General features: G+C 74.4%; 24 protein-coding genes. 17 read left to right on the forward strand and 7 right to left on the reverse strand.

Annotation, left to right across the window (positions count from 1 at the left end):
* Window positions 1-10: 10 nt before the first annotated feature.
* Window positions 11-907, reverse strand: coding sequence for a UTP--glucose-1-phosphate uridylyltransferase GalU (galU, locus tag JOE43_RS15155; RefSeq protein WP_209518871.1), 897 nt, complete (start codon window positions 905-907; stop codon window positions 11-13).
* Window positions 908-972: 65 nt separating this feature from the next.
* Here galU and JOE43_RS15160 point away from each other — a divergent pair, with 65 nt between their 5' ends.
* From JOE43_RS15160 to mscL, 3 genes are all read left to right on the forward strand, one after another.
* The gene (locus JOE43_RS15160) at window positions 973-1551 is read left to right on the forward strand and encodes a 5-formyltetrahydrofolate cyclo-ligase (RefSeq protein ID WP_056056825.1); all 579 of its coding nucleotides are present in this window, start codon (window positions 973-975) and stop codon (window positions 1549-1551) included.
* A 69-nt stretch (window positions 1552-1620) separates the two neighbouring features.
* Window positions 1621-2004, forward strand: coding sequence for an FmdB family zinc ribbon protein (locus JOE43_RS15165; protein WP_056056827.1), 384 nt, complete (start codon window positions 1621-1623; stop codon window positions 2002-2004).
* Between the two features lie 64 nt (window positions 2005-2068).
* Window positions 2069-2575, forward strand: a complete 507-nt coding sequence (gene mscL / locus JOE43_RS15170; protein WP_209518873.1) for a large conductance mechanosensitive channel protein MscL — start codon at window positions 2069-2071, stop codon at window positions 2573-2575.
* Window positions 2576-2668: 93 nt separating this feature from the next.
* Here the strand turns inward: mscL and JOE43_RS15175 are convergent, their stop codons facing one another.
* Together JOE43_RS15175 and JOE43_RS15180 are read right to left on the reverse strand one after the other, a co-directional pair.
* Window positions 2669-2899 (reverse strand): hypothetical protein, encoded by a 231-nt coding sequence (locus tag JOE43_RS15175; protein WP_056056832.1) that lies wholly within the window; start codon window positions 2897-2899, stop codon window positions 2669-2671.
* 5 nt (window positions 2900-2904) lie between these two features.
* Window positions 2905-6669 (reverse strand): AAA family ATPase, encoded by a 3765-nt coding sequence (locus JOE43_RS15180; protein WP_374073157.1) that lies wholly within the window; start codon window positions 6667-6669, stop codon window positions 2905-2907.
* 328 nt (window positions 6670-6997) lie between these two features.
* Here JOE43_RS15180 and JOE43_RS15185 point away from each other — a divergent pair, with 328 nt between their 5' ends.
* Window positions 6998-7396 carry a hypothetical protein gene (locus JOE43_RS15185; RefSeq protein ID WP_167260004.1) on the forward strand — a complete coding sequence of 133 codons (399 nt, stop codon included), beginning with the start codon at window positions 6998-7000 and terminating at the stop codon, window positions 7394-7396.
* Between the two features lie 171 nt (window positions 7397-7567).
* On the opposite strand, the gene JOE43_RS15190 is transcribed toward JOE43_RS15185, so the two are convergent.
* Window positions 7568-8446 (reverse strand): sulfurtransferase, encoded by an 879-nt coding sequence (locus tag JOE43_RS15190; protein WP_209518875.1) that lies wholly within the window; start codon window positions 8444-8446, stop codon window positions 7568-7570.
* Between the two features lie 39 nt (window positions 8447-8485).
* Here JOE43_RS15190 and JOE43_RS15195 point away from each other — a divergent pair, with 39 nt between their 5' ends.
* Both JOE43_RS15195 and JOE43_RS15200 read left to right on the forward strand, forming a co-directional pair.
* A complete protein-coding gene (locus tag JOE43_RS15195; RefSeq protein ID WP_209518878.1) occupies window positions 8486-9172 on the forward strand; it encodes a DUF4166 domain-containing protein in 687 nt (228 codons plus the stop codon).
* Window positions 9169-10149: an epimerase gene (locus tag JOE43_RS15200; RefSeq protein WP_209518880.1), complete on the forward strand. Its 981-nt coding sequence runs from the start codon at window positions 9169-9171 to the stop codon at window positions 10147-10149. Before JOE43_RS15195 ends, JOE43_RS15200 begins: the two co-directional genes overlap by 4 nt.
* Before the next feature lie 47 nt (window positions 10150-10196).
* On the opposite strand, the gene JOE43_RS15205 is transcribed toward JOE43_RS15200, so the two are convergent.
* Complete coding sequence (locus tag JOE43_RS15205; RefSeq protein ID WP_167260010.1) at window positions 10197-10442, reverse strand: glutaredoxin domain-containing protein; 246 nt, start codon at window positions 10440-10442, stop codon at window positions 10197-10199.
* 93 nt (window positions 10443-10535) lie between these two features.
* Here JOE43_RS15205 and JOE43_RS15210 point away from each other — a divergent pair, with 93 nt between their 5' ends.
* Complete coding sequence (locus JOE43_RS15210; RefSeq protein ID WP_209518882.1) at window positions 10536-12059, forward strand: amidohydrolase family protein; 1524 nt, start codon at window positions 10536-10538, stop codon at window positions 12057-12059.
* Window positions 12060-12354: 295 nt separating this feature from the next.
* On the opposite strand, the gene JOE43_RS15215 is transcribed toward JOE43_RS15210, so the two are convergent.
* Window positions 12355-13317, reverse strand: coding sequence for a PDR/VanB family oxidoreductase (locus tag JOE43_RS15215; protein ID WP_307803407.1), 963 nt, complete (start codon window positions 13315-13317; stop codon window positions 12355-12357).
* Window positions 13314-13910: an XRE family transcriptional regulator gene (locus JOE43_RS16245; RefSeq protein WP_307803408.1), complete on the reverse strand. Its 597-nt coding sequence runs from the start codon at window positions 13908-13910 to the stop codon at window positions 13314-13316. The genes JOE43_RS15215 and JOE43_RS16245 overlap by 4 nt, the downstream gene beginning before the upstream one ends.
* A 235-nt stretch (window positions 13911-14145) precedes the next feature.
* Here JOE43_RS16245 and JOE43_RS15225 point away from each other — a divergent pair, with 235 nt between their 5' ends.
* The 10 genes from JOE43_RS15225 (at window position 14146) to JOE43_RS15270 (ending at window position 24447) form a co-directional block, all read left to right on the forward strand.
* Complete coding sequence (locus JOE43_RS15225) at window positions 14146-15420, forward strand: amidohydrolase family protein (protein ID WP_209518884.1); 1275 nt, start codon at window positions 14146-14148, stop codon at window positions 15418-15420.
* A gap of 5 nt (window positions 15421-15425) precedes the next feature.
* Window positions 15426-16208 carry an ABC transporter ATP-binding protein gene (locus tag JOE43_RS15230; protein WP_056058967.1) on the forward strand — a complete coding sequence of 261 codons (783 nt, stop codon included), beginning with the start codon at window positions 15426-15428 and terminating at the stop codon, window positions 16206-16208.
* Window positions 16208-17092 (forward strand): ABC transporter permease, encoded by an 885-nt coding sequence (locus JOE43_RS15235; protein WP_209518887.1) that lies wholly within the window; start codon window positions 16208-16210, stop codon window positions 17090-17092. Before JOE43_RS15230 ends, JOE43_RS15235 begins: the two co-directional genes overlap by 1 nt.
* A gap of 169 nt (window positions 17093-17261) precedes the next feature.
* Window positions 17262-18443: an ABC transporter substrate-binding protein gene (locus JOE43_RS15240; RefSeq protein ID WP_209518889.1), complete on the forward strand. Its 1182-nt coding sequence runs from the start codon at window positions 17262-17264 to the stop codon at window positions 18441-18443.
* A 3-nt stretch (window positions 18444-18446) separates the two neighbouring features.
* Window positions 18447-19886, forward strand: coding sequence for an FAD-binding oxidoreductase (locus JOE43_RS15245; RefSeq protein WP_307803409.1), 1440 nt, complete (start codon window positions 18447-18449; stop codon window positions 19884-19886).
* Window positions 19883-20710 carry a creatininase family protein gene (locus JOE43_RS15250; RefSeq protein WP_307803410.1) on the forward strand — a complete coding sequence of 276 codons (828 nt, stop codon included), beginning with the start codon at window positions 19883-19885 and terminating at the stop codon, window positions 20708-20710. The genes JOE43_RS15245 and JOE43_RS15250 overlap by 4 nt, the downstream gene beginning before the upstream one ends.
* Window positions 20707-21303, forward strand: coding sequence for a pyridoxamine 5'-phosphate oxidase family protein (locus JOE43_RS15255; protein WP_209518892.1), 597 nt, complete (start codon window positions 20707-20709; stop codon window positions 21301-21303). The genes JOE43_RS15250 and JOE43_RS15255 overlap by 4 nt, the downstream gene beginning before the upstream one ends.
* Before the next feature lie 106 nt (window positions 21304-21409).
* Window positions 21410-22186: a YoaK family protein gene (locus JOE43_RS15260; RefSeq protein ID WP_307803411.1), complete on the forward strand. Its 777-nt coding sequence runs from the start codon at window positions 21410-21412 to the stop codon at window positions 22184-22186.
* Window positions 22179-23582, forward strand: coding sequence for an allantoinase AllB (gene allB, locus JOE43_RS15265; RefSeq protein WP_209518893.1), 1404 nt, complete (start codon window positions 22179-22181; stop codon window positions 23580-23582). The genes JOE43_RS15260 and allB overlap by 8 nt, the downstream gene beginning before the upstream one ends.
* 253 nt (window positions 23583-23835) lie before the next feature.
* Complete coding sequence (locus JOE43_RS15270) at window positions 23836-24447, forward strand: TetR/AcrR family transcriptional regulator (RefSeq protein ID WP_082514564.1); 612 nt, start codon at window positions 23836-23838, stop codon at window positions 24445-24447.
* Window positions 24448-24467: the final 20 nt, after the last annotated feature.

Here is a 24467-nt window from a genome sequence, read left to right on the forward strand (position 1 = left end):
ATGGGTCTCTTTACTTCTCGAGACCCGCGGTGAACTCCTTGAGCCACGGGCGGAGCTCGCCGCCGATGTCGTCGCGGTCGGAGGCGAGCTGCACGATCGCCTTGATGTAGTCGAGCTTGTCGCCGGTGTCGTAGCGGCGGCCGCGGAAGACGACGCCGTAGACGCCGCCCGTCCACTCCTCGGCGCTGGCCATCTTCATGAGGGCGTCGGTCAGCTGGATCTCGCCGCCCTTGCCCGGCTCCTGCTTCTCGAGCACGTCGAAGACCTCGGGGCGGATGACGTAGCGGCCGATGATGGCCAGGTTGCTGGGCGCCTCGCCCTGCGCGGGCTTCTCGACCAGGCCGGTGATCTTGACGACGTCGTCCTCCGCGGTCTCCTCGACCGTGGCGATGCCGTAGAGGTGGGTCTGCGAGGGGTCGACCTCGAGGAGGGCGACGACGGTCGCGTTCTTCGTGCCCTGGACCTCGATCATGCGGGTCAGGAGCGGGTCGCGGGCGTCGATGATGTCGTCGCCGAGCAGCACGGCGAAGGGCTCGCGCCCGACGTGCATCTTGGCGCGGAGCACGGCGTGCCCCAGGCCGAGCGGGTCGCCCTGGCGCACGTAGTGCATGTCGGCGAGGTCGGTGCTCTGGTTGACCTTGGCCAGCTTGTCGTGGTCGCCCTTCTTGCGCAGGGTCTCCTCCAGCTCGCTGACGTGGTCGAAGTGGTTCTCGAGCGCGTTCTTGTTGCGGCCGGTGATCATCAGCACGTCGGTCAGGCCGGCCGAGACGGCCTCCTCGACGACGTACTGGATCGCCGGCTTGTCGACGACGGGGAGCATCTCCTTAGGCATGGCTTTGGTGGCGGGGAGGAACCGAGTTCCGAGGCCCGCGGCGGGAATGACTGCTTTCGAGATCGTGAAGCCCATGCCGGTCAGCGTATAGGGCGCGGCCCTCTCGCGGGGGGCACATCTGCGACCGTACGATGGGGGACATGACGGACGAGGTCGGCGACGCCAAGCGAGCCCTGCGAGCCGAGCTGCGCCAGCGCCGCCGGAACCGCACCAGCGCCGAGCGCGAGGAGGCCAGCGCGGCCCTCACCCGGCACCTCGTCGACCTGGCCACGGGCCTCTCCGCGCGCTCCGTCTCGGCCTACCTCTCGGCGCCCGACGAGCCCGACACCCGCCCCTTCCTGAACTGGGCGTTCGCGCACGACGTCCGCGTGCTGTTCCCCGTCTCGCGCCCCGACGGCCTGCTCGACTGGGCCGTGGGCGACGGCGAGTCCGAGACCACCGGCCTCTTCGGCCTGCCCGAGCCGGTCGGTGAGGTGCTCAGCCCGATGGCGATCAACGACGTCGACCTGATCGTCGTCCCCGCCGCCTGCATCGACCGCGAGGGCATGCGCATGGGCTGGGGCCGCGGCTACTTCGACAAGACCCTGGGATCGATGGAGAAGCGCCCCCCGGTCTATGCTGTGGTGTTCGACTCCGAGTACGTCGAGTCGGTGCCGCGCGAGCGGCACGACCAGGCCGTCGACGGCGTCGTCACCCCCTCCGGCATCCACGAGTTCTGACCCGCGCCTCCCTGCGCCGGGCCGGGCCGGGGTGCCCGCCGCCCGTCTCCGTCGCACCGTGAGGAATCCGTGCCCACCTACTCGTACCGCTGCACCGAGTGCGGCAACGCCTTCGACGTCGTCCAGTCGTTCACCGACGACAGCCTCACCGTGTGCCCCGTCTGCTCGGGCGTGCTCCGCAAGGTCTTCAGCCCGGTCGGCGTGACCTTCAACGGCTCGGGCTTCTACCGCACCGACTCGCGCAGCTCGGGCGCGAAGGGCGGCAGCGGCAGCTCGTCCGGCTCCGCCGAGAAGACCAGCTCGACCTCGTCCTCCGACAAGGGCGGCTCGTCGTCGTCCGACAAGGGCGGGTCGTCGTCGTCCGGCTCCGGAGGCGCGTCGTCGTCGAGCGGGTCGGGCACGTCGTCGAGCGGGTCGTCCGGCTCCTCCGGGGGCTCGACCACCGCCTCCTGACCCGGCCCGTGGTTAGGTGGTCCACCGGGACGACCGTCCTGCCCACCGACCGAAGGAGCATCCCGTGAAGGGATTCAAGGAGTTCATCCTCCGCGGCAACGTCATCGACCTCGCGGTCGCGGTCGTCATCGGCGCCGCGTTCACCGCCATCGTGACCTCGTTGGTCACCAACGTCTTCAACCCCCTGATCGGTGCGGCGTTCAACGCGTCCATGCTCGACGACGCCCTCGTCGTCTCGATCCCGACCGTCTCCGGCGACACCGCCGAGCTCCGGTTCGGCGCGGTGATCGGGGCGCTGATCAACTTCGTCGTGATCGCCGCCGTCGTGTACTTCGTGCTCGTGCTGCCGGTGAACAACCTGCTCAAGCGGACCTTCGCGAAGCAGCAGGCCTCCGAGCCGGCCCCGGTCGACGTGCCGCCGACCGACGTCGAGCTGCTCAGCGAGATCCGCGACCTGCTGCGACAGACCGTGACGCCCGCGGGCGATTCGGCGTCGCACGGCAGCCACGCGGCCCCGACCGGCTCCGTCCCGGTGGTCGGCGAGGGCAACGGGCCGCTCGGCAGCCGCTGACGCCCCGCCTCCCCCGGCGACGCGACGCCCCCGACCAGGCCGGTCGGGGGCGTCGTCGCGTGCGGGCGTCACGGGGCCGTCAGCCGCCGTGCCTCAGCCCCAGTGCGGCGGAACGTCGTCGCGCAGCTGGCGGTCGTTCTCGCCCGAGGAGCGGTCCGGAGGCGCGGGCGCGGGGGTCGGATCGCTCCCGGGCACGGGGTCGGTGGTGACCCGGCGCCCGCCCCGACGCCGCACCACGAGCGGTGCCCCGGCGACCGCCTCGAGGGCGGGGCCGGCCTCGTCGGCCGGCACCGCGCCTCCGGCGGGGGCCTCGCGGTCGCTCACGGCGCTCAGCTGCGGTTGACGTGCTGGCGCGCGGGCACGCTCGGCACTTCCTGCGTGCGGGCGGAGTCGATGCCGAGCACCTCGGCCACGCGCTGCGCCACCGAGTCGGGGTCGGTGAACAGCTGGAAGGCGTGCACGCGCACGTAGTGCCAGCCGAGGCGACGGAGCGTCTCGGGGCGCGCGCGCAGCGACTCGCGGAGGCTGGTGCGCGACAGGGTGGTGTCGGTCTCGATCGTGACGCAGACGCCGTCGTGCGCGGCGACGAGGCCGAGCTTGCCGCGGTGGCCGAGGGCGACGGGGATGCCGCGCGCCTCGAGCCGACGGGCCAGGTCGACGAGCATCGGGTCGGAGTCGTCGGGCACGTGCTCGGCGGCGGTGCGCGCCTGCACCTCGGTGAGGATCTCGGAGAGCGCGATCGTGCCGTGGCCCATCCGGCCGCCGTCGATGTCGGCGGGCTGGAAGCAGGTCACGATGACCATCGAGCGCCGGGCCCGGGTCATCGCGACGGCGAGCAGCCGCTCGCCGCCGGGCTGGCCGAGCGGCCCGAAGTCGCTGAGGACGCGGCCGTGCGGGGTGCGCCCGTAGCCGATCGAGAAGACGACGTGGTCGCGGCTCTGCGCGACGGCCTGCTCGAGCGTCGCCACCATGAACGGCTCGCTCCGGTCGCCGACGACGAACTCCGTCAGGTCCTTGTGGCCCGACACGGCGGTGAGCACGGCCTGCTGCACGCGCACGGCGTGCTTCGCGCTGGCCGTGATGACCATCAGCGACTCGGAGGGGCGCGTGCGCGCGTGCTCGAGCACGAGCGACACGACCCGGTCGACCTCGGCGTCGACGCTCTCGACCGCGCCCGACTCGGGGTCGGGCACCGCGGTGCCGCCCGAGACGTAGTCGAGCGCGATGCTGCCGTGCCCGAGGAAGCTGCCGGCCCACGGCAGCGACTCGATGCGGCCGCCGTAGAACCGGCGGTTGACGAGCTCGGCGAGGTCTTCGCCGCCGGCCCGGTAGCTGCGGGTCAGCGACAGCGTCGGCAGCAGGGTCGACAGCCGCGCCAGGGCGCTGTCGGCGTGCAGGGCGTCGAGCTCGGAGTCGTCGTGGCGGGGCGGCTGCTTGCCGGGCGTCACGGCGACGTCGAACTCGGAGGGGGTCTGCGTGACGGGGTCGCCGAAGGCGACGGTCTGCTTGCCTCGGCGGATCGCGCCGACGTTCTCGGCGATGGTCGTGGCTCCGGCGTCGACCAGCACGACGGTGTCGAAGGGCACCGTGTCGGCGATCGTGTGCACCTCGTAGGGCGAGGCGAGCCACACCGGGGCGACGGCGCGCGACAGGTGCGGCGCCGCGTCGTGCAGCAGGCGGGCGGTGACGTGGCGCTGGCGGAGCAGCATCTTCAGCGCCGAGGCCTCCTCGGGCCAGTCGACGAGCCCGATCTTCCAGTTCTCGGCGAGCTGCCACCCGAGCAGCTGCGCGCTGCCCGCGGCGTGCGCCTCGTCGACGAGCCGGAAGTCGGCCTCGAGGCGGTCGAGCATCGCGGTGTTCGCGCCGAGCAGGGCGCGGTCGGCCTCGAGCAGCGACTCGAGCGCCGAGCGCCACCAGGCGAGCTCGAGCTCGGCGGCGACCTGCTGCTCGGGCACGTGACGCTCGGCGAGGTCGGTGATGAGCGGGGTGAGCTCGAGGTCACGGAGCGTCGTCATCAGCTCGGTGCGCTCCTGCAGGTTCTGCAGCACGTCGCTCTCGGCAGCGAGGGCCTCCAGGCGCTGGCGCAGCTCGACGACGCCGATCTGGGTCAGGCCCTCGTCGCCGTCGAGGCCGAGCGGCCCGTCGAGGCGCTCGAGGTCGTGCGAGACCTGCTGGTGCAGCACGTGCGCGTCGGCGATGCCGGTGGGCACCTCGGGCGCCGTGCCCGCGGCGACGTAGCGCTGCCACATGATGCGCTGCTGCTGGATGCGCTGCAGGGCGCTGTGCAGGTCGGCGATGTGCACGCCGGGCCGCACGTACTCCTTCGCGAGCTTCTTGAGGCGGCGGCGGTTCGCGCTCGACATGTCGGGCGCGTCGCGCTTCGGCGCGGTCGCCGCGACGAGCTCGGCGACCGAGCGGTCGAAGACCACGGGCAGGAACTTGTCGAGCGTGTCGCGGATCTCCGTGAGGAGGCGCAGGTAGACGCCCAGCTCCGCGACCGACTCGTAGGGGCGCATCCGCGTGCTGCCGATGACCTCGTCGGCGCGCTCGAGCAGCCGGGGCAGGTCGCGGTGGTGCAGCGACTTCGCCAGCTGGTGCGCGTCGCCGGCCCCGAAGGAGTCGGTGAACCGGGAGCCGTACCAGGGCGAGTCGCCGGGGCCGTAGCGGAACTCGCCGAGGTTGGCGGCGTTGACCATGGTCTCGGCGACCCGGCGACGGCCCTCGACCATCGCCTCGACGCTGCGGCGGCTGAGGCGCGCGGTCGTGGCCGGGGCGGCGGGCAGGAGGGCGAGACGGCTGAGCTCGGTGAGGCAGTCGAGCACCGAGACGCGGAGCTCGGGGTCGCGGCGGCTGAGCGCGCCGCGGTAGTCGACCAGGACCTTCCGCAGCCGCACCAGGGCGTCGTCGACCTCGCCCATCTGCGGGTGGGTGGCCTTCTCGTCACGGGCGATGGCCCGGATCACGTCGCGACGCAGGGTCGTCGGCGCGACCGCGACGCCGGGGAGCCCGATGTCGGCGAGGCGGGCCGTGATGCCGCGGAGCGTGGCCCGGCGGGGGCTGACCACCAGCACGCGCTTGTTCTGCGAGACGAGGCGGCCGACGGCGTTGACGATCGTCTGCGTGCCGCCGGTGCCGGGCAGCGTCTTGACGACGACGGAGTTGCCGGCCGCGATCTGCGCGACGACGTTCTCCTGCTCGGGGTCGGCGTCGAGCAGCAGGGTGTCGGTCTCGGGGCTGCGCTCGTCCTGCGGGGTGGCGGTCGTCGGCCGGTAGGCCTCCTCGACCTGGCGGAGCGCCATCGGGTTGCCGGCGAGGGCGTCGAGCACCGGGTGGTCGAGCTGGCGGGCGTCGAGGGCCATCTCGGTCGAGACCTCGGCGAAGGTCGAGACGACGAGCCGGGGCTGCACGGTGAACCAGTCGAGGTGGGCGGTGAGGCCGCGGAGGCGGTCGATGACGGGGTTCGGCGTGAACGACCCGTCGCGGCCGGCCAGCGCGACGAAGGACTCCGCGTCGAGCGAGATGTCGAACTGGTCGTGCAGGGCGTCGGCGAGCGCGGGGTTCAGCACGGGCTCGCCGAGCAGGCGGACCTCGAAGTCGCGGCCGTGTCGGCGGATGGCCAGCGGGCGGAGCAGGACAGGGGCACGGAAGTCCTCGCCGGCGAACGACCACGCGGCCATGCCGATCGCGAGGTGGACGGCGTCGATGCCGCGGACGGTCGCGAGCTCGAGCCCCTTCGCCGCGATCTCGCCCGCGGCGACGCGCGCCGTGCGCAGGGCGAGGTCGTCGCGGATGAGGCTCGAGAGCAGGGTGGTCTTGCCGGTGATGAACTGCGCGAGGCCGCCCGGGTGCGTCGTGCTGAGCTCGATGCGCGCGCGCTGCTCGTCACCGAAGTGCAGGAGGGTCGACGAGCCGCCGACGCTCGAGAGCGTGCGTCGCCAGCCCTCGCGGATCGGCTCCGCGGCGTTGCCCACCTCGAGGCCGGGCCTGCCGAGGCTCAGGGCGCCGGGGGCCACGACCCCGGGCGCGCTCGTCGGGGCGACGGCGGAACGAGTCCCGTCGTCGCCGTCGTCATGCTGTCTGTCGGCGCGCCACACACGGCCCACCTTAAGCTGCTTTCCCCGACATGTCGGGGAGGACGGGCGGACGGTCAGCCACCCCGGCCCCCGTCGAGGGCGTGGCGAGCGACACCCGTCAGGCAGCTCGACGGCATCGCGCAGCACGCTCGTCGTGCTGCGCAACACCCGCAGTACATGACGATGCTTCGCGCATCATGCTCGACAACATGCGTTCGCAGTACATCCCGCACCGCCCTGTGGACAACTCGGTGGCGATCTACATGGATGCAGTACCGTCGACACATCACCGGCTCCCGCGCACGGTGACGAAGACACCATCATCACGACATCGCACACAGGAGCCCCCATGCCCTTCGAGCAGAAGTACACCGACGAGACCCGCGAGAAGTCGCTGGCCCGAGTCCTGGAGCGCCGCGAGGCCGAGCCGGGCAACCGCTCGATCATCCGCGAGACGGCCGAGGAGTTCGAGGTCGGCGAGCAGTCGCTGCGCGGCTGGATCCGCGCCCACGAGAAGGCCAACGCCCCGGCGCCCGTCGAGCCCGAGGTCGCCGCGGAGGCCGCCGAGGCCGACGAGAGCCTCGAGGAGGCCGCCGCCGCCGTGGCCGCGCCCCGCCGGGGCCGCCCCCCGGGATCGGGCAGCGCCGCGACGAGCGACCGCATCAGCGAGCTCGAGGCCGAGGTCGCGCAGCTGCGCGCCGACCGCGAGGCCCTGAAGCGCGCCATCGCCGTCATCGTCGCCGACTAGCAGCGGGTCAGCCTGCACAGCAGGCCAGTCGACACAGCAGGTCAGACCGCACAGCAGGTCAGCGCGGCCGCCGGGCCTCCGAGGGGGGAGGAGGCTCACCGGCGGCCGCGCTGATGGTCCAAGTCTGACAGCTGAAATGTCGCATGTCAAACGGCGCGCTCGGCTGGTCCGTCAGCGGGGCTCCGCGGCGCTCGTGTCGTCGACCGCGACGGGCCGCGCCGGGTCGGACGACCAGGCGCTCCACGACCCCGGCCAGAGGGCCGGCCGGGCCCCGGCGAGCGTGAGGGCCAGGGCCGCGTGGGCCGCGGTCACGCCCGAGCCGCAGTACACGGCCACGTCGCCCTCGAGGTCGACGCCCGCCTCCCGGTAGCGCTCCGCGAGGGCCGCCGGCTCGAGGAAGGTCCCGTCGGGCCCGAGGTTGCCGGCCGTCGGCACGCTCAGCGCGCCGGGCACGTGGCCCGCCCGCGGGTCGACCGGCTCGACGTCGCCGCGGAAGCGCTCGGCGGCGCGGCTGTCGACGAGCGCGCCGTGCCATGGCCAGCCGGCCGCCCCCTCCGTGTCGACGACGCCGAGGCCGTCGCGCCCCGCCCCGATCGGCTCGAGCACCACGTCGCCGGGCGCGGGCGTCACGTCGCCCTCCTCCACGGGCAGCCCGGCGGTGCGCCAGGCCGCCAGCCCGCCGTCGAGCAGGCGCACGTCGGCCACCCCCGAGACGCGCAGCAGCCACCAGGCCCGCGCGGCGGAGAGCCCGCCCAGGTCGTCGTAGACGACGACGGCGTCGCCCCGGCCGAGGCCCCATCGTCGCGCCGCAGCCTGCAGGTCGGCCGTCGCGGGCAGCGGGTGCCGCCCGTCGGTGGGGGCGCCGTGGCCCGCGAGCTCCGAGTCGAGGTCGACGTAGACCGCCCCGGGCAGGTGCCCGGCGCGGTGGTCGTCGCGGCCGTCGGGGCGGTCGAGCCGCCACCGGACGTCGAGGAGTCGCGGGGCACGCGGGCCCCGGAGCTCGCGCTCCAGCTCGGCCGCGGTCACGAGGGGGTGCACGGTGGTCTCCATGCGCCGAGGCTACCCACGCCGTGCCCCTAGGCTCGGCACGTGTCCGTCGCCCCGACCACCCCGCCCCCGTCGCCGTGGGAGTCCGTGGCCGGTGACCTGCTCGACGGGCTGCACCCGCGACTCCGCCCGTACTTCGCGGCGATCCCGGCCGGCTCGGTCGGCGTCGGCCACGGCGTCTTCGACCGCGTCGGCACCCCGCGGCGCTGGCTCTGGCCGGTGCTCGCCGTGCTCGGCCGACAGGGCGTGCTCTTCCCCGTCTGGCAGCACGACGTGCCGTTCGGCGTCGTGAACACCCCCGGCGCCGACCCTGCTGGCGGCGTCGCGGTGGGCGCGGTGCGCACGTTCGCGTTCTCGGACGACCCGGACTCGCACCGGAGCATGGTCGACGCGATCACCGCGGGGCCGAGCGGGCTCGTCGACCACCTGGGTACGCGACGCCGCTGGTCGGCCGACCTCGCCGTGGCCGTCGTCGACGGCGGGCTCGTGCTCACGTCGGGGGCGCTCGCCCTGCGCATCGGGCGCCGGCACCTCCCGCTGCCCCGGGCGGTCTCGCCGCGCGTGACGCTGCACGAGGCCTTCGACCCGGCGGCCGGGCGCCAGCGCGTCTCGCTGACGCTCGACGCCCCGGTCGTCGGGCGGGTCTACGAGTACTCCGGACACTTCGACTACCGGATCGAGCCCCGCGCCGCGGCGGCCGACCGCCACCCAGGGGGAACCACCACATGACCGAGCACGTCGTCCTCGCCGGGGCCTCCGGCTTCATCGGCCAGCACCTCGCCACCGCCTACCGCGCGCGCGGCGCCCGGGTCAGCACCGTCGGGCGCTCCGGCTCCGACGTGAGCTGGGGCGACACCGCGGGCATCACGGCCCTGCTCGAGGGCGCCGACGTGCTCGTGAACCTGGCCGGCAAGAGCGTCGACTGCCGCTACGGGCCCGAGAACCGCGCCGAGATCCTCCGGTCGCGGGTCGCGACCACGCGGGAGCTGGCGGAGGCGGTGCTCGCCTGCACGGCGCCTCCCGCGGTCTGGTTCAACTCGTCGACCGCGACGATCTACCGCCACGCGGAGGACCGCCCGATGACCGAGTCGACCGGGCAGATCGGCACCGGCTTCTCGGCCGACGTGGCGACCGCGTGGGAGCGCGAGTTCTTCGCGCCCGACCTGCCCGCGACGCGTCGGGTCGCGCTGCGGATGGCGATCGTGCTCGGCGACGGGAGCGCGCTGGTGCCGCTGATGGGCCTGGCCCGCGCCGGCCTCGGGGGGCCCCAGCTCGACGGCCCGTGGCCGGCGACGCGCGCGCGGCTCGCGGCCGGGACGCACCACCGCGAGGGCGCGGGCGGCGGGCGGCAGAAGTTCAGCTGGATCCACGTCGACGACGTGCTCGGCAGCATCGAGTGGCTGCGCCGGCACGAGGAGGTCGACGGGGTCGTGAACCTCTCGTCGCCGAACCCCACCGACAACCGGACGATGATGGGCATCGTCCGCCGCGCGGTGGGGATGCCCGTCGGCCTGCCGGCGACGCGGTGGATGCTCGAGCTCGGCACGGCCGTGCTGCGCACGGAGACGGAGCTCGTGCTGAAGAGCCGTTGGGTGCTGCCGGAGCGCCTGGTCGAGGGCGGCTACGAGTTCGTGCACCCGCACCTCGACGAGGCCGTGAAGGGCGTCGTCGCCGCGCGGCGGCAGCGGATCGACGGCCGCGGGTAGCTCCGCCCGCGACGCGGGTGCCGGGGGCGCTCGCCTCCTGCCTGCGCCTAGAGCTTCGCGGCGAGCTCGGGGTCGGTGGGCTCGACGAGGTGGCTGCCGTCGGGGAAGACCACGACGGGGATCTGCGTGCGACCGCTGATCGCGTACGCCCGGTCGGCGCCGTCCTCCACCGCCTCCACGTCGACGTAGTCGTACGCGACGCCCTCGCGGTCGAGCAGCGCCTTGGAGCGGCGGCAGTCGCGGCACCAGTCGGCGCCGAACATGAGGATGCGGTCGGGGTTCTGGTCGCTCATGGGAGCGAGCCTAGCTGCGGGCCCGGGGGGCGCCTCCCCCTGTTCGCACGGGGCGGAAACGCGCCCGACACACGGCGCTGCTAGGAATCTCGCATGGCCACGACTCCCCTGCCGACCTCCCTGCCGACGGGCCGCCTGCTCGAGGTCCGCGGCGCCGTGCGCGTCGTCGTCGACGAGGCGACCGAGACCACCGACAGCCTCTGGGTGCGCGACGGCGTCGTCGTCGCGCCCCCGAGCGTCGACGAGCTGGGCGGCGGGCACGACGTCCTCGACGCGGGCGGCTGCGTCGTGACGCCGGGGCTCGTCAACGCGCACCACCACCTGCTGCAGAGCGGCTTCCGCACCCTGCCCGGCACCCGCCACGTGCCGATGGCCGAGTGGCTGCCCGCGATGGCCGCCGCGTACGGCTCGGCCGGCGTCGACCCGTCGCTCGTCGCCGCGACCACGGCCGTCGGGGTCGCCGAGGGGCTGCTCGCGGGCGTGACGACCGTCGCGGACCACCAGCTCAACTGGCCCGCGGCGCCCGCGCTCGGCGGGCCGGCCCACGGCGGGGCTGCCCTCGGCGGGGCTGCCCTCGGCGGGGCCACGGCGGACGCCGCCGTGGCCGACACCGTCGCGATCGTCCGGAGCATCGCGGAGACGGCCCGGGGGCTCGGCGGGCGGCTCGTCTTCGTGCGGGGCTCGGCGCGCGACGACCCCCAGCGCGCCGCGGCGTCGGCCGAGGCGATCGTGCAGGGGCTGCTCGGGGCGGAGGGCCGCGTGCCGCCCGGCGGCGTCAGCGCCGACGGGATGCTCCAGCTCGCCGTCGGGCCGGCGGGCGTGCACAGCGACGGGCGCGAGACCTTCGAGCTGCTGGCCGAGGTCGCGGCCCGGCACGGGCTGAGGAGGCGCACCCAGGCGAACGAGCAGGTCGACGTCGCGATCGCCCTCGAGCGTTGGGGGCGTCGCCCCCTCGACCTGCTCGACGAGTGGGGCTGGCTGGCCGACGACGTCACGATCGCCCACCTCTGCGCGGTCGACGCGTCGGAGGTGGCGAGGCTCGCGGCGGCCGGGGTCACGGCGACGCACGCCCCGGGCTGCGACCTGCCGATGGGCTGGGGCGTGGCCCCGGTCGCGGCGCTGCGCGCGGCGGGGGTCGTCGTCGGGCTCGGCACGAGCGGCGGCGGCAGCAACGACGCGGGGCACCTGCTCGCGGACGCGCGGCTGGCGATGCAGGTCGCGCCGCTGGCCCCGTGGCCGGGGGGCGCGGGGGGCGCGGGGGGCGCTGAGGACGCTGAGGACGGGGAGGGCGCCGGGGGTGCTGCCTCGTCGCCGACGCTGACCCTGACGGCCCGGGACGCGCTCGGGCTGGCCACCTCCGGCTCGGCCGCCGGGCTGGGCCGCCCCGAGCTCGGCCACCTCCGGCCCGGCGCCGCGGCCGACCTCTGCCTCTGGGACGTCTCGGGGGTGGCGGACGCCGGGGTCGCCGACCCGGTGGCGGGGCTGCTCTGGGCGAGCCCGGGGCGGCGTCCGCGCCACGTGCTGGTGGCGGGCCGCCCTGTGGTGCGTGACGGGCGCCTCCTCGGGGCCGACGAGCACGAGCTGGTCGCAGCCCTCCGCGAGCGCGTCGGCCGCTAGCCGGCCACCGGCGGCCCTGACCGCTGGCTGCTGGCTGCTGCCCACCGGCCGCCCTGCCTGCAGAACCCGACCGGTACCCGTCCGGCCCGCCTCGCCCACCCGCAATTGCCGACCGAGGCGTCTCTGGGACGTGGAAAAACCTCTACTAGACCGCCTCTGACGGCGGATCTGTCGGCATTTGCAGGAGTTGACACACACCGGCCGCGTGCATGGTCGGCATTTGCAGGAGGCGCGGGACGAGCTACCGCGGGAGGTGCGGGGCGAGACGGGGCGGGAGGCGCGGGGCGCGCGGGCGCTACAGGTCGAGCACCAGCCGGGGGCACGCGGCCCGGGAGACGCAGGGGAACATGCGGTCGCCCGCGGCCTGCTCGTCGGGCGTGAGGATCGAGTCGCGGTGGTCCACCTCGCCCTCGAGCACGGGCGTCTCGCAGGTGCCGCAGGTGCCCTCACGGCAGCTCGACAGCACCAGCACGCCGGCCTCCTCGACGACGTCGAGCACCGAGCGGTCGGGCGGCACCGTGACCGTCAGGCCCGAGGCGGCGAGCTCCACCTCGAACGACGTCTGCCGCACCGGCTCGCCGACCTCCTTCGGCTCGAAGCGCTCGACGACGACCTGCCGCCCGGCACCGGCCGCCTCGACGGCCGAGACCAGCCGCTCGGGCCCGCAGCAGTAGGTCGTGGTGAACGCGGCCATCCCGGCGAAGAGGGCGTCGACGTCGAGCCGGTCGCCCTCGTCGGCGGCGTGCACGTGCAGCCGGTCGCCGTGCAGCTCGACCAGCTCGTCGAGCAGGGCGAGGGAGGCGCGGCTGCGGCCGGCGTAGTGGATCACGTACTCGACGCCCGCGCGCGCCGCCGACCGCGCCATCGCCGAGATCGGCGTGACGCCGATGCCGCCGGCGACGAAGACGTACGAGGTGCCGCGCCGGGGCTCGAACTCGAAGTGGTTGCGGGGCCCGGCCAGCCGCACCGCGTCGCCGACGGCCAGGGAGTCGTGCAGCCAGGCCGAGCCTCCTCGTCCGTCCGTCTCGCGCAGCACGCCGATCCGCCAGGTGGGCGCGTCGGGGTCGCCGCAGAGCGAGTACTGCCGCACCTCGCCGCCGGGCAGGGCGACGTCGACGTGGGCGCCGGGCTGCCAGCGCGGCAGGCGCCGGCCGTCGGGCGCGGCGAAGTCGAAGAGCTCGACCCGGTCGGCGGACGGCGTGCGCGCCGTCACGACGACGTCGAGGGCGGTGTCGGGCAGTCGGGTGGGGGCGGTCACAGGGTCTCCGGTCTCTGCTTGACGACGAACAGGCGGTAGCCGTCGTCGTCGACGGCGGCCCAGCGGTGGGCGGTGCCCCCGACGTAGTAGAGGGAGTCGCCGGGGCCGAGCTCGTGCACGCCCTCGTCGCCGAGCTCCACGCGCAGGCGACCGGCGAGCACGTGGACGAACTCGTCCTCCGCGTGCTCGAAGAAGTCGCCGGGGTCGCGGTTGTAGCCGGTCATCTCCATCGGGTGGAAGGCGCGGTCGCCGTGCGTGAGCAGCCGCGCCGAGGCCTGCCCGTAGCGCCCGGTCGAGCCCTCGGCCGCGGCGACGTGCACGACCCCGGGCTGGTCGCCGGGGCGGTCGTCGTCGGCCGCGGCGAGGATCTCGACCTGGCTCGTGCCGAGCGCCCGCGCGATGCGCTCGAGCGAGACCAGGCTCGGCCGGGCGAGCCCGCGCTCGAGCTGGCTGAGGAAGGGGTGCGACAGCTCGGCCTCGCCGGCGAGCTGCACGAGGGTCAGGCCCCGGGCCCGGCGCAGCCGCCGGATGCGCGAGCCCACGGCGAGCGCCTGCCGGTCGACGGGCGCGGCGGTCACGGCGGCGGGAGCCACGGTGTCGAGGTCGTCGAGGGACGTGACGGGAGCCTCCTGGATCGGGTGGACAGACGAGGTCTACCACGGCGGTCGGACGGCCCGGCCCGCAATTAACACGGCGAAACGACCGCGTCACGTGCCCGAAACGAGCCGTCCTTAGATTGAACCATGTTGATGCGATCAACATTCTGCACCCTGCACCGACCGGCCCTCCCCCCGAGGGGCCACCGGCCGACAGACCCGAGGACGACCCGTGAGCCGACTCCCCCGCCCGATCTCGCTGCTGACCGCGGCCGTCCTGCCCGACGGCTCGGTGGTCGACGTCGTGCTGGCCGGCGACACGGTGGAGGCGGTGGTCCCGGCGGGCACGGCCGCACGGGCCCCCGAGGCCGAGACCCTCGACCTCGCCGGCCACCTGCTGCTCACCGCCCCCGCCGAGCCGCACGCCCACCTCGACAAGGCGCTCTCCTGGGACGCGATCCGGCCGCCGATGGGCGACCTCGAGCTCGCCATCGCCTCGTGGCGCGTGCACGCCGCGACGATGACCGTCGACGACGTGGCCGACCGGGCGCGCCGCCAGCTGCTCGCGATGCTGGCCCAGGGCACCACCGCCGTGCGCACCCACGTCGACGTGCTGCTCGGCGCCGAGGCGACGCGCGGCGCGGAGGCGCTGGTGCGGGTGCGCGACGAGCTGCGCGACCTCGTCGACGTCGAGATCGTCGCGCTCGCCTCGCAGGACAGCCCCGACCGCGACGTCGAGGCCGTCCTCGACCTCGGGGTCGACCTCGTCGGCGGCGCCCCGCACCTCTCCCGCGAGCCCGAGCGCGACCTGCACCGCCTGCTCGACATCGCGGAGCGCCGCGGCGTCGGCGTCGACCTGCACACCGACGAGAGCCTGCACGGGCCCGACACCCTCCTCGCCCTCGCTCGCCGGGTGGAACACTGGACGACGCCGGTCTCGGCCGGCCACTGCGTGCGCCTCGGCAGCATGCCCGCCGCCCAGCGCGACGAGGTGGTCGAGGCCGTCCGCCGTGCCGACGTCGGCGTGATCGCGAACCCGATCACGAACCTCTACCTGCAGGGGTGGGAGTCGCCGGTCGCCACGCCCCGCGGCCTCACCGCCGTGCGCGAGCTGCTCGACGCCGGGGTGCGGCTGGCGGCCGGCGCCGACAACGTGCGCGACCCCTTCAACCCCCTCGGCCGGAGCGACGCCCTCGAGACGGCGATGCTGCTCGTCGTCGCCGGCCACCTGACGATCGACGAGGCCTGGCACGCGGTGAGCGACGGGGCGCGGTCGGTCATGGGCCTGCCCGTGGCCGGAGCCGCGGCGGGGGCGCGGGCGGACCTGCTGGCGATCCGCGCCTCCTCGCTGGCGGAGGCCGTGGCCTCGGCGCCCGCCGACCGCACCGTGCTGCACGCCGGCCGCGTCGTCGCCGAGAGCGTCGTCACGCGGCACGTGGCCGCCCCCGCCGCCGAGCGCGCCCGGAGCGCCGCCCCCACCGACCGCACCCTCACGGAGACCAGGTGACCCGCATGACCACCACCGCCACCCCCCGCCCGAGCGCCCCGGCGCCGACGACCGTCGGCACGCTGCTCGACTTCCGCGACGTCGCCATGCGGTTCCCGAACGGCACGGTCGCGCTCGAGGGCGTCGACCTCACCGTCGACCGCGGCGAGTTCGTCACGGTCGTCGGGCCCTCGGGCTGCGGCAAGTCGACCCTGCTGCGGATCGCCTCCGGCCTGGAGAGCGCCTCGGCGGGGCGGGCCGAGGTCGACACCGACCGCATCGGCTACGTCTTCCAGGACGCGACCCTGCTGCCGTGGCGGAACGTCCGCGACAACGTCGAGCTGCTCGCCGAGCTGAACGGGGCCTCGAAGGCCGACCGTCGCCGCGCCGCCGCCGAGGCCATCGACCTCGTCGGCCTGTCGGGCTTCGAGACGTCGCTGCCGAAGGAGCTCTCGGGCGGCATGAAGATGCGCGCCTCGCTCGCCCGGTCGCTGACCCTCGACCCCGAGCTCTTCCTCTTCGACGAGCCGTTCGGCGCGCTCGACGAGATCACCCGCGAGCGCCTCAACGACGAGCTGCTGCGGCTCTTCGTCGAGAAGTCGTTCGCCGGCCTCTTCATCACGCACTCGGTCTCCGAGGCCGTCTACCTGTCCACGCGCGTGATCGTCATGTCGGGCCGGCCCGGCGGCATCGTCGGCGAGTTCGACGTGCCGTTCCCGATGCCGCGCGACCCCGACATCCGCTTCACCCCCGAGTTCGCCGAGCTGGTCGGCGAGGTCTCGCACGCACTCCGAGAAGGGCACCGCTGATGGCGATCGACACCCGGGTCTCCCCCGCCGAGCCGAGCACCGCGCCCGTCGCGCAGCCCCGGTTGACCGGCCCCCGCGCCCCGCGCCGGGCCCTCACGCCCCGCGCGGCGCGGACGCGCGACGTCGTGCTGCCGATCGTGGTCTTCGTGGCGCTGATCGGGGTCGGGTACCTGATCGCGCTGTACTACGACCAGGTGCGCGGGCTGCCCTTCCTGGTGCCGTACCCGCACCTCGTGCTGAACGCGGTCCTCCTCGACGCGGACTTCCGCCCCGACCTGCTCGAGGCGCTCGGCAACACGACGCTGATCGCGGTGATCGGCCTGGCGATCGCCATCGTCATCGGGGTCGCCTGGGCGGTGCTCATGGTGCAGGCGCGCTGGATCGAGAGCGCGCTCTTCCCGTACGCGGTGGTGCTGCAGTGCATCCCGATCCTCGCGCTCGTGCCGCTGATCGGGTCGCTCTTCGGCTACGAGATGCCGTCGCGCATCATCGTCACGGTCATGTTCGCCCTCTTCCCGATGGTGTCGAACACCCTGTTCGGGCTGCAGTCGGTCGACAAGGGCCAGCGCGAGCTCTTCCAGCTGCAGGGCGCCTCGCGCCTGACGCTGCTGACGAAGCTCCGCTTCCCAGCCGCGCTGCCGTCGATCTTCATCGGCCTCCGCAACTCGGCCGGGCTCTCGGTCATCGGCGCGATCGTCGCCGACCAGTTCTTCCAGCGCGGCGACGGTGGCCTCGGCGTCCTGATCTCGGTGATGAACCAGCGCCTCAACGGCGCCGAGATGTTCGCCGCGATCGTCGTCGCGAGCGTCCTCGGCGTCGTGGTCTTCGTCGCGTTCGGCTGGCTCGGCCGGGTCGCGACGGGCAAGTGGTTCACGGCGAACTAGCCGGCCACCGACACGGCCGCGGCGGCTCGCCCGGTCGACCCGCGCCTCCGGCGCTCCCCCTGCCTCCCCCTCTGTCTTCCCTCCCTCTCCCCTCCGCACCTCCCCTTCACAGCACAGCACAGCACCGCTCTGCCCGCTCCCCTGCTCCACCCCCTGACAGGAGAACCCCATGCCCCGCACCTCCCGCACCCTCACGGCCCTCGGGCTCGTCGTCGTGACGGCCGCCGCCCTCTCGGCCTGCTCCGCCGGCCCCTCCGACGACGCCGCGCCCCAGGCCGCCGCCAGCGGCTCGGGCGTCGACCTCTCGGACGTCTGCCCCGCGACCGTCGTGATCCAGACCGACTGGAACCCGGAGGCCGAGCACGGCCACGCGTACCAGCTGCTGAGCGACGACTACACCGTCGACGCCGACCAGAAGACAGTGACGAGCGACCTCATGGCCGGCGGCCAGCCGACCGGCGTGAAGGTGGAGATCCGGGCCGGCGGCCCGGCGATCGGCTTCAACACCGTCACCTCGCAGATGTACCAGGACGACGACATCACCCTGGGCTACGTCACCACCGACGTCGCCGTGCAGAACTCGGCCGACCTGCCGACCACGGCGGTCTTCGCCGAGAACGACATCTCGCCGCAGATGATCATGTGGGACCCGGAGACCTACCCCGACGTGACGACGATCGAGGAACTCGGGGAGGAGCTGGCGAAGGACGACGGCGTCGTGCGCTACTTCTCGGGCGCCGCGTACATGGACTACCTGATCGGCAACGACATCCTGCCCGAGGGCGTCACCGACGGCAGCTACGACGGCACCCCGTCGAAGTTCGTCGTGTCGCAGGGGAAGGACGCCCAGCAGGGCTTCGCCACGGCCGAGCCGTTCGTCTACGAGAACCAGGTGTCGGCCTGGGGCAAGCCGCTCGAGTACCAGCTGATCAACGACACCGGCTACCCGATCTACCCCGAGGCCATGGCCGTCAAGACGGGCGACCTCGAGGAGCTCAGCCCGTGCCTGGAGAAGCTCGTGCCGGTGCTGCAGCAGGCCGACGTCGACTACTTCGCCTCGCCCGAGGCCACGAACGAGAAGATCGTCGACCTGGTCGAGCAGTACGACACCGGCTGGGTCTACGACGCCGACGTCGCGGCGTACGCGGTGAAGCAGATGAAGGCGCTCGGCATCGCGACCGACGGCGACAACGGCTACGTCGGCGACATGGACGAGGAGCGCATGCAGAAGATCATCGACCTCGACACCGAGATCTTCGAGGCGCAGGGCTCGACGCTGAAGGAGGGCCTCGCCCCGAGCGACCTCTACACGAACGAGTTCCTCGACGACTCGATCAGCCTGGGGTTCTGAGCCGTGGCCGACGCCCTGACCAGCACCGCCGCCGCAGCCACCGGCACCACCGCCACCGCCTCCGCCTCCGCCTCCGCCACCGCCGCCCTCGAGGCCGAGCTGCGCGAGCTGCTCGGCGACCGCGGGGTCTCGGTCGAGCTCGCCGCCCGCGAGAGGGCGAGCCTCGACGGCTCGCGCCTCTCGCCGGTGATCAGCGAGCAGCTGCCCCTCGGCCTCGCCGACCTCGTCGCGTACCCCGCCGACGCCGAGCAGGTCGCGGCGGTGGTCGCGGCCGCCGTGCGGCACGGCGTGCCCGTCACGCCCCGCGGCAAGGGCACCGGCAACTACGGCCAGGCGATCCCGATGGCCGGCGGCCTCGTGCTCGACCTGACCCGGGCGCGCGCCGTCGTCGAGGTGGGGGTCGGCTGGATCACCGCCGAGGCCGGCGCGACGATGGTCGCCCTCGAGCAGGCCGCCGCGAAGACCGGGCAGCAGATCCTGATGTACCCGTCGACCGCGCAGTCGACCATCGGCGGGTTCCTCGCCGGGGGCTCGGGCGGCACCGGGTCGATCAAGCACGGCTCGAACAGCTCCGGCTTCGTCACGGCGCTCGACGTCGTTCACGCCGTGCCCGACGCCCGGCTCGTGCACGTGGCGGGCGACGACGCGCAGCCGTACGTCCACAACTACGGCACGGCCGGCGTCATCGCCCGGGCGACCGTCGCGCTCGAGCCCCTGCAGGACTGGCGCGGGTTCTTCGCGAGCTTCGACCGCTTCGAGCAGGCCCTGTCGCTGATCCGGCCGTTCGCCGCCCTCGAGCCGACGCCCCGCCTCGTCAGCGCCGACCTGCCGACCCTGGCCGACGCGCTGCCCGACGACCCGGGGATCCCCGCCGGGCGCGTCAGCCTGCGGGCCATCCTCGACGTCGCCACCGTCGAGGAGGCCACCCGGATGGTCGAGGAGGCGGGGGGCCGCGTCGAGGACGTGCGGGAGGGCCCGCAGACCGCCATGAAGATCAGCATGATGTCGTACAACCACCCGATCGAGTGGCTGCAGAAGGCGTACCCCGACACGTACTTCCACGTCGAGGTCTCGGGCGACGCGCTCGTCGACCGCATCGACGAGGTGCACGCGGTCTACGAGGGCGGCATGCTGCACATCGAGTCGCAGCACGGCCGGCCGATCGGCATGCTCGCGGGCGTCTACCGCTCGGCGGCCGACGTGTACGCGGGCTTCGCGAAGCTCCGCGCGCTGGGCGTCGGCTACCACAACCCGCACCAGTGGTACGTGGACTTCGAGCCCGAGCGCACCCGCGCCCTGGCCGCGACGACCGACCCCGAGGGGCTGCTCAACCCCGGCAAGCTCGTCGACCCGGCGACGGTCGGCGGGCCCGACCCGGGCGTCAAGGGCGGCCACGCGGCGCCGGGAGCGGTCGGCGTCGACACCGGGGCGAAGGTCTCGTGAGCGACCTGCGGCCCCGCCCTCGCGTCCGCTCGCGCTCGCGGGACCTCGTCGAGCTGAGCGGGCCGGCCCTGTCGGCCGCGCTCGGGGAGGACAGCATCGTGGTGCTGCCCACCGGCGCGATCGAGCACCACGGCCCGCACCTGCCGCTCGCCACCGACTGGCTGATGGCCGACCTGATCAGCCGGGCGGTCGTCGAGGAGGCGGCGGCCGGCGGGCAGGACGTCTGGCTGCTGCCCCCGCTCGCCTACACGAAGTCGGACGAGCACCACTGGGCCCCGGGCACGGTCTGGCTCACGGCCGAGACCCTGTTGCAGACCGTGGTCGACATCGGCCGCTCGGTCGCGGCGACGCCCGCCCGGACGCTCGTCTTCTACAACGGCCACGGCGGCAACATCGCGCTGCTGCAGGTGGCCCTCCGCGAGCTGCGGCGGCGCTTCGGCCTCCGCACCTTCCTGATGGGCACCGGCATGGTGGCGGGCGACGGCGTCAACGGCCCCGACGAGCACGGCTTCGGCGTGCACGGCGGGCACAGCGAGACGTCGATGATCCTGCACCTCCGGCCAGACCTCGTCGACATGGGCCAGGCCCGGCGGTGGATCCCCGACCACCTGCTCGACACCGAGTTCGTGCGCTTCAACGGCGGGCCGGTGCACTTCGGCTGGACGAGCGACGACTTCGGGCCCGACGGCGTGGTCGGCGACGCCAGCGGGGCGAACGCCGCCTGGGGCGCCGAGCTGCACGCCACGGCGGTGCGGAACGGGGTGGCCCAGCTCGCCGAGATCGCGCGCTTCCGGCACCGGCCGCCGGGCGGGGCCACCGCGTGACGCTGCCCGACGAGGCCTGGGCCGTGCTCGAGGCGTGGCTGCCGCCCGACGACGACCCCGACCGCCCGCAGGTGACCCTGTCGACGGTCGACGCCGACGGGGGCCCCGACGCCCGCACCGTGCTGCTCTCGTCGGTGGCCCGGGACGGGCTGTCGTTCCACACCGACGCGGCCAGCCGCAAGGTCGCCCAGATCCGGGCGAACCCGCTGGTCGTCGTCACGGTGCTCTGGCCCGGCTTCACGCACCAGCTCGTGGTGCGGGGCCGAGCCGAGCCCGCCGACCCCCTGGCCGTCGCCGCGGCGTACGCCGCTCGCTCGCCGTACCTGCAGCAGCTCGCCTGGCTCAACACCCACGACTTCGCCGCCCTGCCGCTCGACGAGCGACGCGCCCGCTGGGCGGCGGCCGAGGCCGAGAGGGAGGCGCGGGTCGCGACCGCGGGAGGCACCGGTCTCGAGCCGCCCCCGACCTGGGCCGGATTCGTCGTGCGCCCCACCCGCGTGACCGCCTGGTCGAGCGCGCCCGACACCGCGAGCCGGCGCGAGGAGTGGGCGCTCGGCCCCGGCGGCTGGGCCCACTCCCACCGCGCCGGGTGAGCCGGCCCGCCCCGCGGTGCTGAGCCGGGCTCGCGCTGCTGAGCCGGGCTCGCCCGGGCCCCGCCGCCGGGCTGCCAGACTCGTACCGCCCCACGAAAGGACCGCCGTGACCGACACCGCCGCCCCCTCCGCCCCCGAGCGCGCCAGCCGGAACCCGGTCACGCGCCTCCGCCGTGACCAGGCCCGCATGCACCTCGTGATGATGCTCGCGCTGACCTTCACCACCGGCATCATCGACGCCGTCGGCTACCTCGGCCTCGACCGCGTCTTCACGGCGAACATGACCGGCAACGTGGTCATCCTCGGCATGGCGATCGCCCAGGCCGACGGGCTGCCGATCGTCGGCCCCGTGGTCGCCCTCGTAGCGTTCCTCGTCGGCGCCGCGGGCGGCGGGCGGCTGCTGCGCGGCGGCCGGAAGGGCTGGTCGGGCCGCAGCACGGTCGCCTTCTCGGTCACCGGCGGCGTGCTCTTCGTGCTCGGCCTCTCGTGCTTCTGGGTGCTGCCCGAGGAGGGCTCGCCGTGGGCCTACACGATCACCGGCCTGCTCGGCGCGGCCATGGGGCTCCAGGCCGCGGCCGCCCGCAGGATCGCGGTGGCCGACGTGACCACCGTCGTCGTCACCTCGACCATCGTCGGGCTCGCGTCGGAGTCGAAGCTCGCCGGCGGCGACGGGAAGAACTTCCCGCGGCGCGTGCTCGCGGTGCTGATGATCCTCGTCGGCGCGGGCGTGGGGGCTCTGCTTCTGCAGGTGCACATCGGCGTCGGCATGGGCGCGGCCGGGGGCCTGACCCTGCTCGTCGCGCTGACCGGGCACCTCATGCGCGAGCGCGTGAAGGCGGCCGAGGCGGTCGCCGCCGAGGCCGAGGGGGCGCCCCGTGGCTGACGCGGTGGCCGGCGACCTCGCCGGGGACCTCGTCGTGCGGGCCGAGCGCGTGCTCGTCGACGGCGCCTGGCGGGCCGCGTCGGTGCACGTCCGCGACGGGGTGGTCGTCGCGATCGGGTCGCTCGACGCCGTCGCCGAGCGCCCCGGCGGCCCCGACGTCACCCTGCCGGCCGACCAGGTGCTGATGCCCGGGGTCGTCGACAGCCACGTGCACGTCAACGAGCCGGGCCGCACCGAGTGGGAGGGCTTCGCCTCCGCCACCCGGGCCGCGGCCGCCGGCGGCGTCACGACGATCGTCGACATGCCGCTGAACAGCGTGCCGCCGACCACGACCGTCGCCGCCCTCCAGCTCAAGCGCGCGGCCGCGGCGCCGCAGTCGGTCGTCGACGTCGGCTTCTGGGGCGGCGCCGTGCCGGGCAACCTGGGCACGGGCGACCTGCGGGCCCTGCACGACGCCGGCGTCTTCGGTTTCAAGGCCTTCCTGTCGCCCTCGGGCGTCGACGAGTTCCCGCACCTCACGACCGAGCAGCTGCACGCCGCGGCCCGCGAGCTCGCCGCCTTCGACGGCCTGCTGATCGTCCACGCGGAGGACCCGGGCGAGCTCGACGCCGCTGCGGCCGGTCTGCCGGAGGGGCCCGCCGGAGGCGCGGTGTACGACGACTTCGTGCGCTCCCGCCCCGAGGTGGTCGAGACCACCGCGATCGAGCACGTCGTCGAGGCCCTGCGCGAGACCGGCGGCCGGGCGCACGTGCTGCACCTCTCGTCGGCGCGCGCCCTCGACACCATCCGCGCGGCCAAGGCCGAGGGCCTCCGGCTCACGGTCGAGACCTGCCCGCACTACCTCACCTTCGACGCCGGCTCGATCGCCGACGGCGCCACGGAGTTCAAGTGCTGCCCGCCCATCCGTGACGAGGCGAACCGCGAGCTGCTCTGGGCCGCGCTCGTCGACGGCACGATCGACGTGGTCGCGTCCGACCACTCGCCGTCGACGCCCGAGCTGAAGTTCGCGGGCGACGGCGACTTCGGCCTCGCCTGGGGCGGCATCGCCGGGCTCGAGCTGAGCTTCCGGGCCGTGTGGTCGGGGGCGCGGGCGCGCGGCGTGCCGCTCGAGCGCGTGCTCGCCTGGATGAGCAGCGGCACGGCCGACCTCGTCGGGCTCGGCGGCGGTTCCGGGGCGGCTCCGGCCAAGGGCCGCATCGCGGTGGGCGCGGCGGCCGACCTGGTCGCCTTCGCGCCGGAGGAGCCCTTCACCGTCGACGTGACGGCCCTCGCGCACCGCAACCCGGTGTCGGCCTTCGACCGCCAGGAGCTCGTCGGGCTCGTCGCCGCGACATGGGTGGGGGGCGTGCTCGTGACCGACGCCGCGCCTCCGGCCCGGTTGCTGACCCGGCCCTGAGGCGGGGCGTGCCCGCGGGCGCTGACCCGAGCGCGCGGCGGGCGACCTGTTCGGGCAGGTCGGGGTGTGCCGCGCCGCGCGCTCGCGTCGCTCTCTGGTGCTCCGGGTGCACCAGGCCTGGCGTCTCGGGTGCGTCAGGTACCTCGATGGTAGCGCCCCCGATACTCTCCGGTATGCACCCCGGTGACCCCCCTTCCGGGGGTCAGCCCGGCGCGTGCCCGACGGGGCGCCGGAGCCCGCTAGGGTGGCGGTCATGGCGACCACGGAACGAGAGCGGACCTCACGACCGCCCCGCGCCGAGGTGCGCGAACGGCTGCTCCAGGCGGCCTCGACCCTCTTCTCGCAGCGCGGCGTCCACGCGACCACCCTCGACGACGTCGCGAAGGCCGCGGGCTTCAGCAAGGGGGCGGTCTACTCCAACTTCGAGTCGAAGTCGGACCTCGTCATCACCCTCCTGACACAGGAGACCGAGGGGGCCCTCGGCGCCCTCGAGCACATGATGCTGCCGGGCACGCCGCTCTCCGACCTCCCCGCCGCCGTGCGCGACGCCTTCGCGCCCTACGCGCAGGTCACGGCCGACGACTTCACCCTGATGAGCGAGTTCCGCGCTCAGGCCCTCGCCGACGAGGCCGTGATGGCGGCCTTCGTCGACCGACGCCGAGCGGTGCTCGACACGCTGCGCGGTCTCGTCGACGTCGTGCTGCAGGGCCAGGCGCGACAGGTGACCGGGCTGTCGAGCGACACCCTCGCCCGGCTGCTCATCGACGTCGCCCTCGGCTCCGCGTTCGACGCCCCCGCCACCGGCGAGGTCGGCCCCGGCGAGGTCATGGCCGAGGTGCTCGCGGCGCTGACCCGCACCGCCTGAGGCGCCCCGCCCGAGCTGTC

The sequence above is a fragment of the Frigoribacterium sp. PvP121 genome (genome assembly GCF_017833115.1).
GTDB classification, from domain to species: Bacteria; Actinomycetota; Actinomycetes; order Actinomycetales; family Microbacteriaceae; genus Frigoribacterium; species Frigoribacterium endophyticum.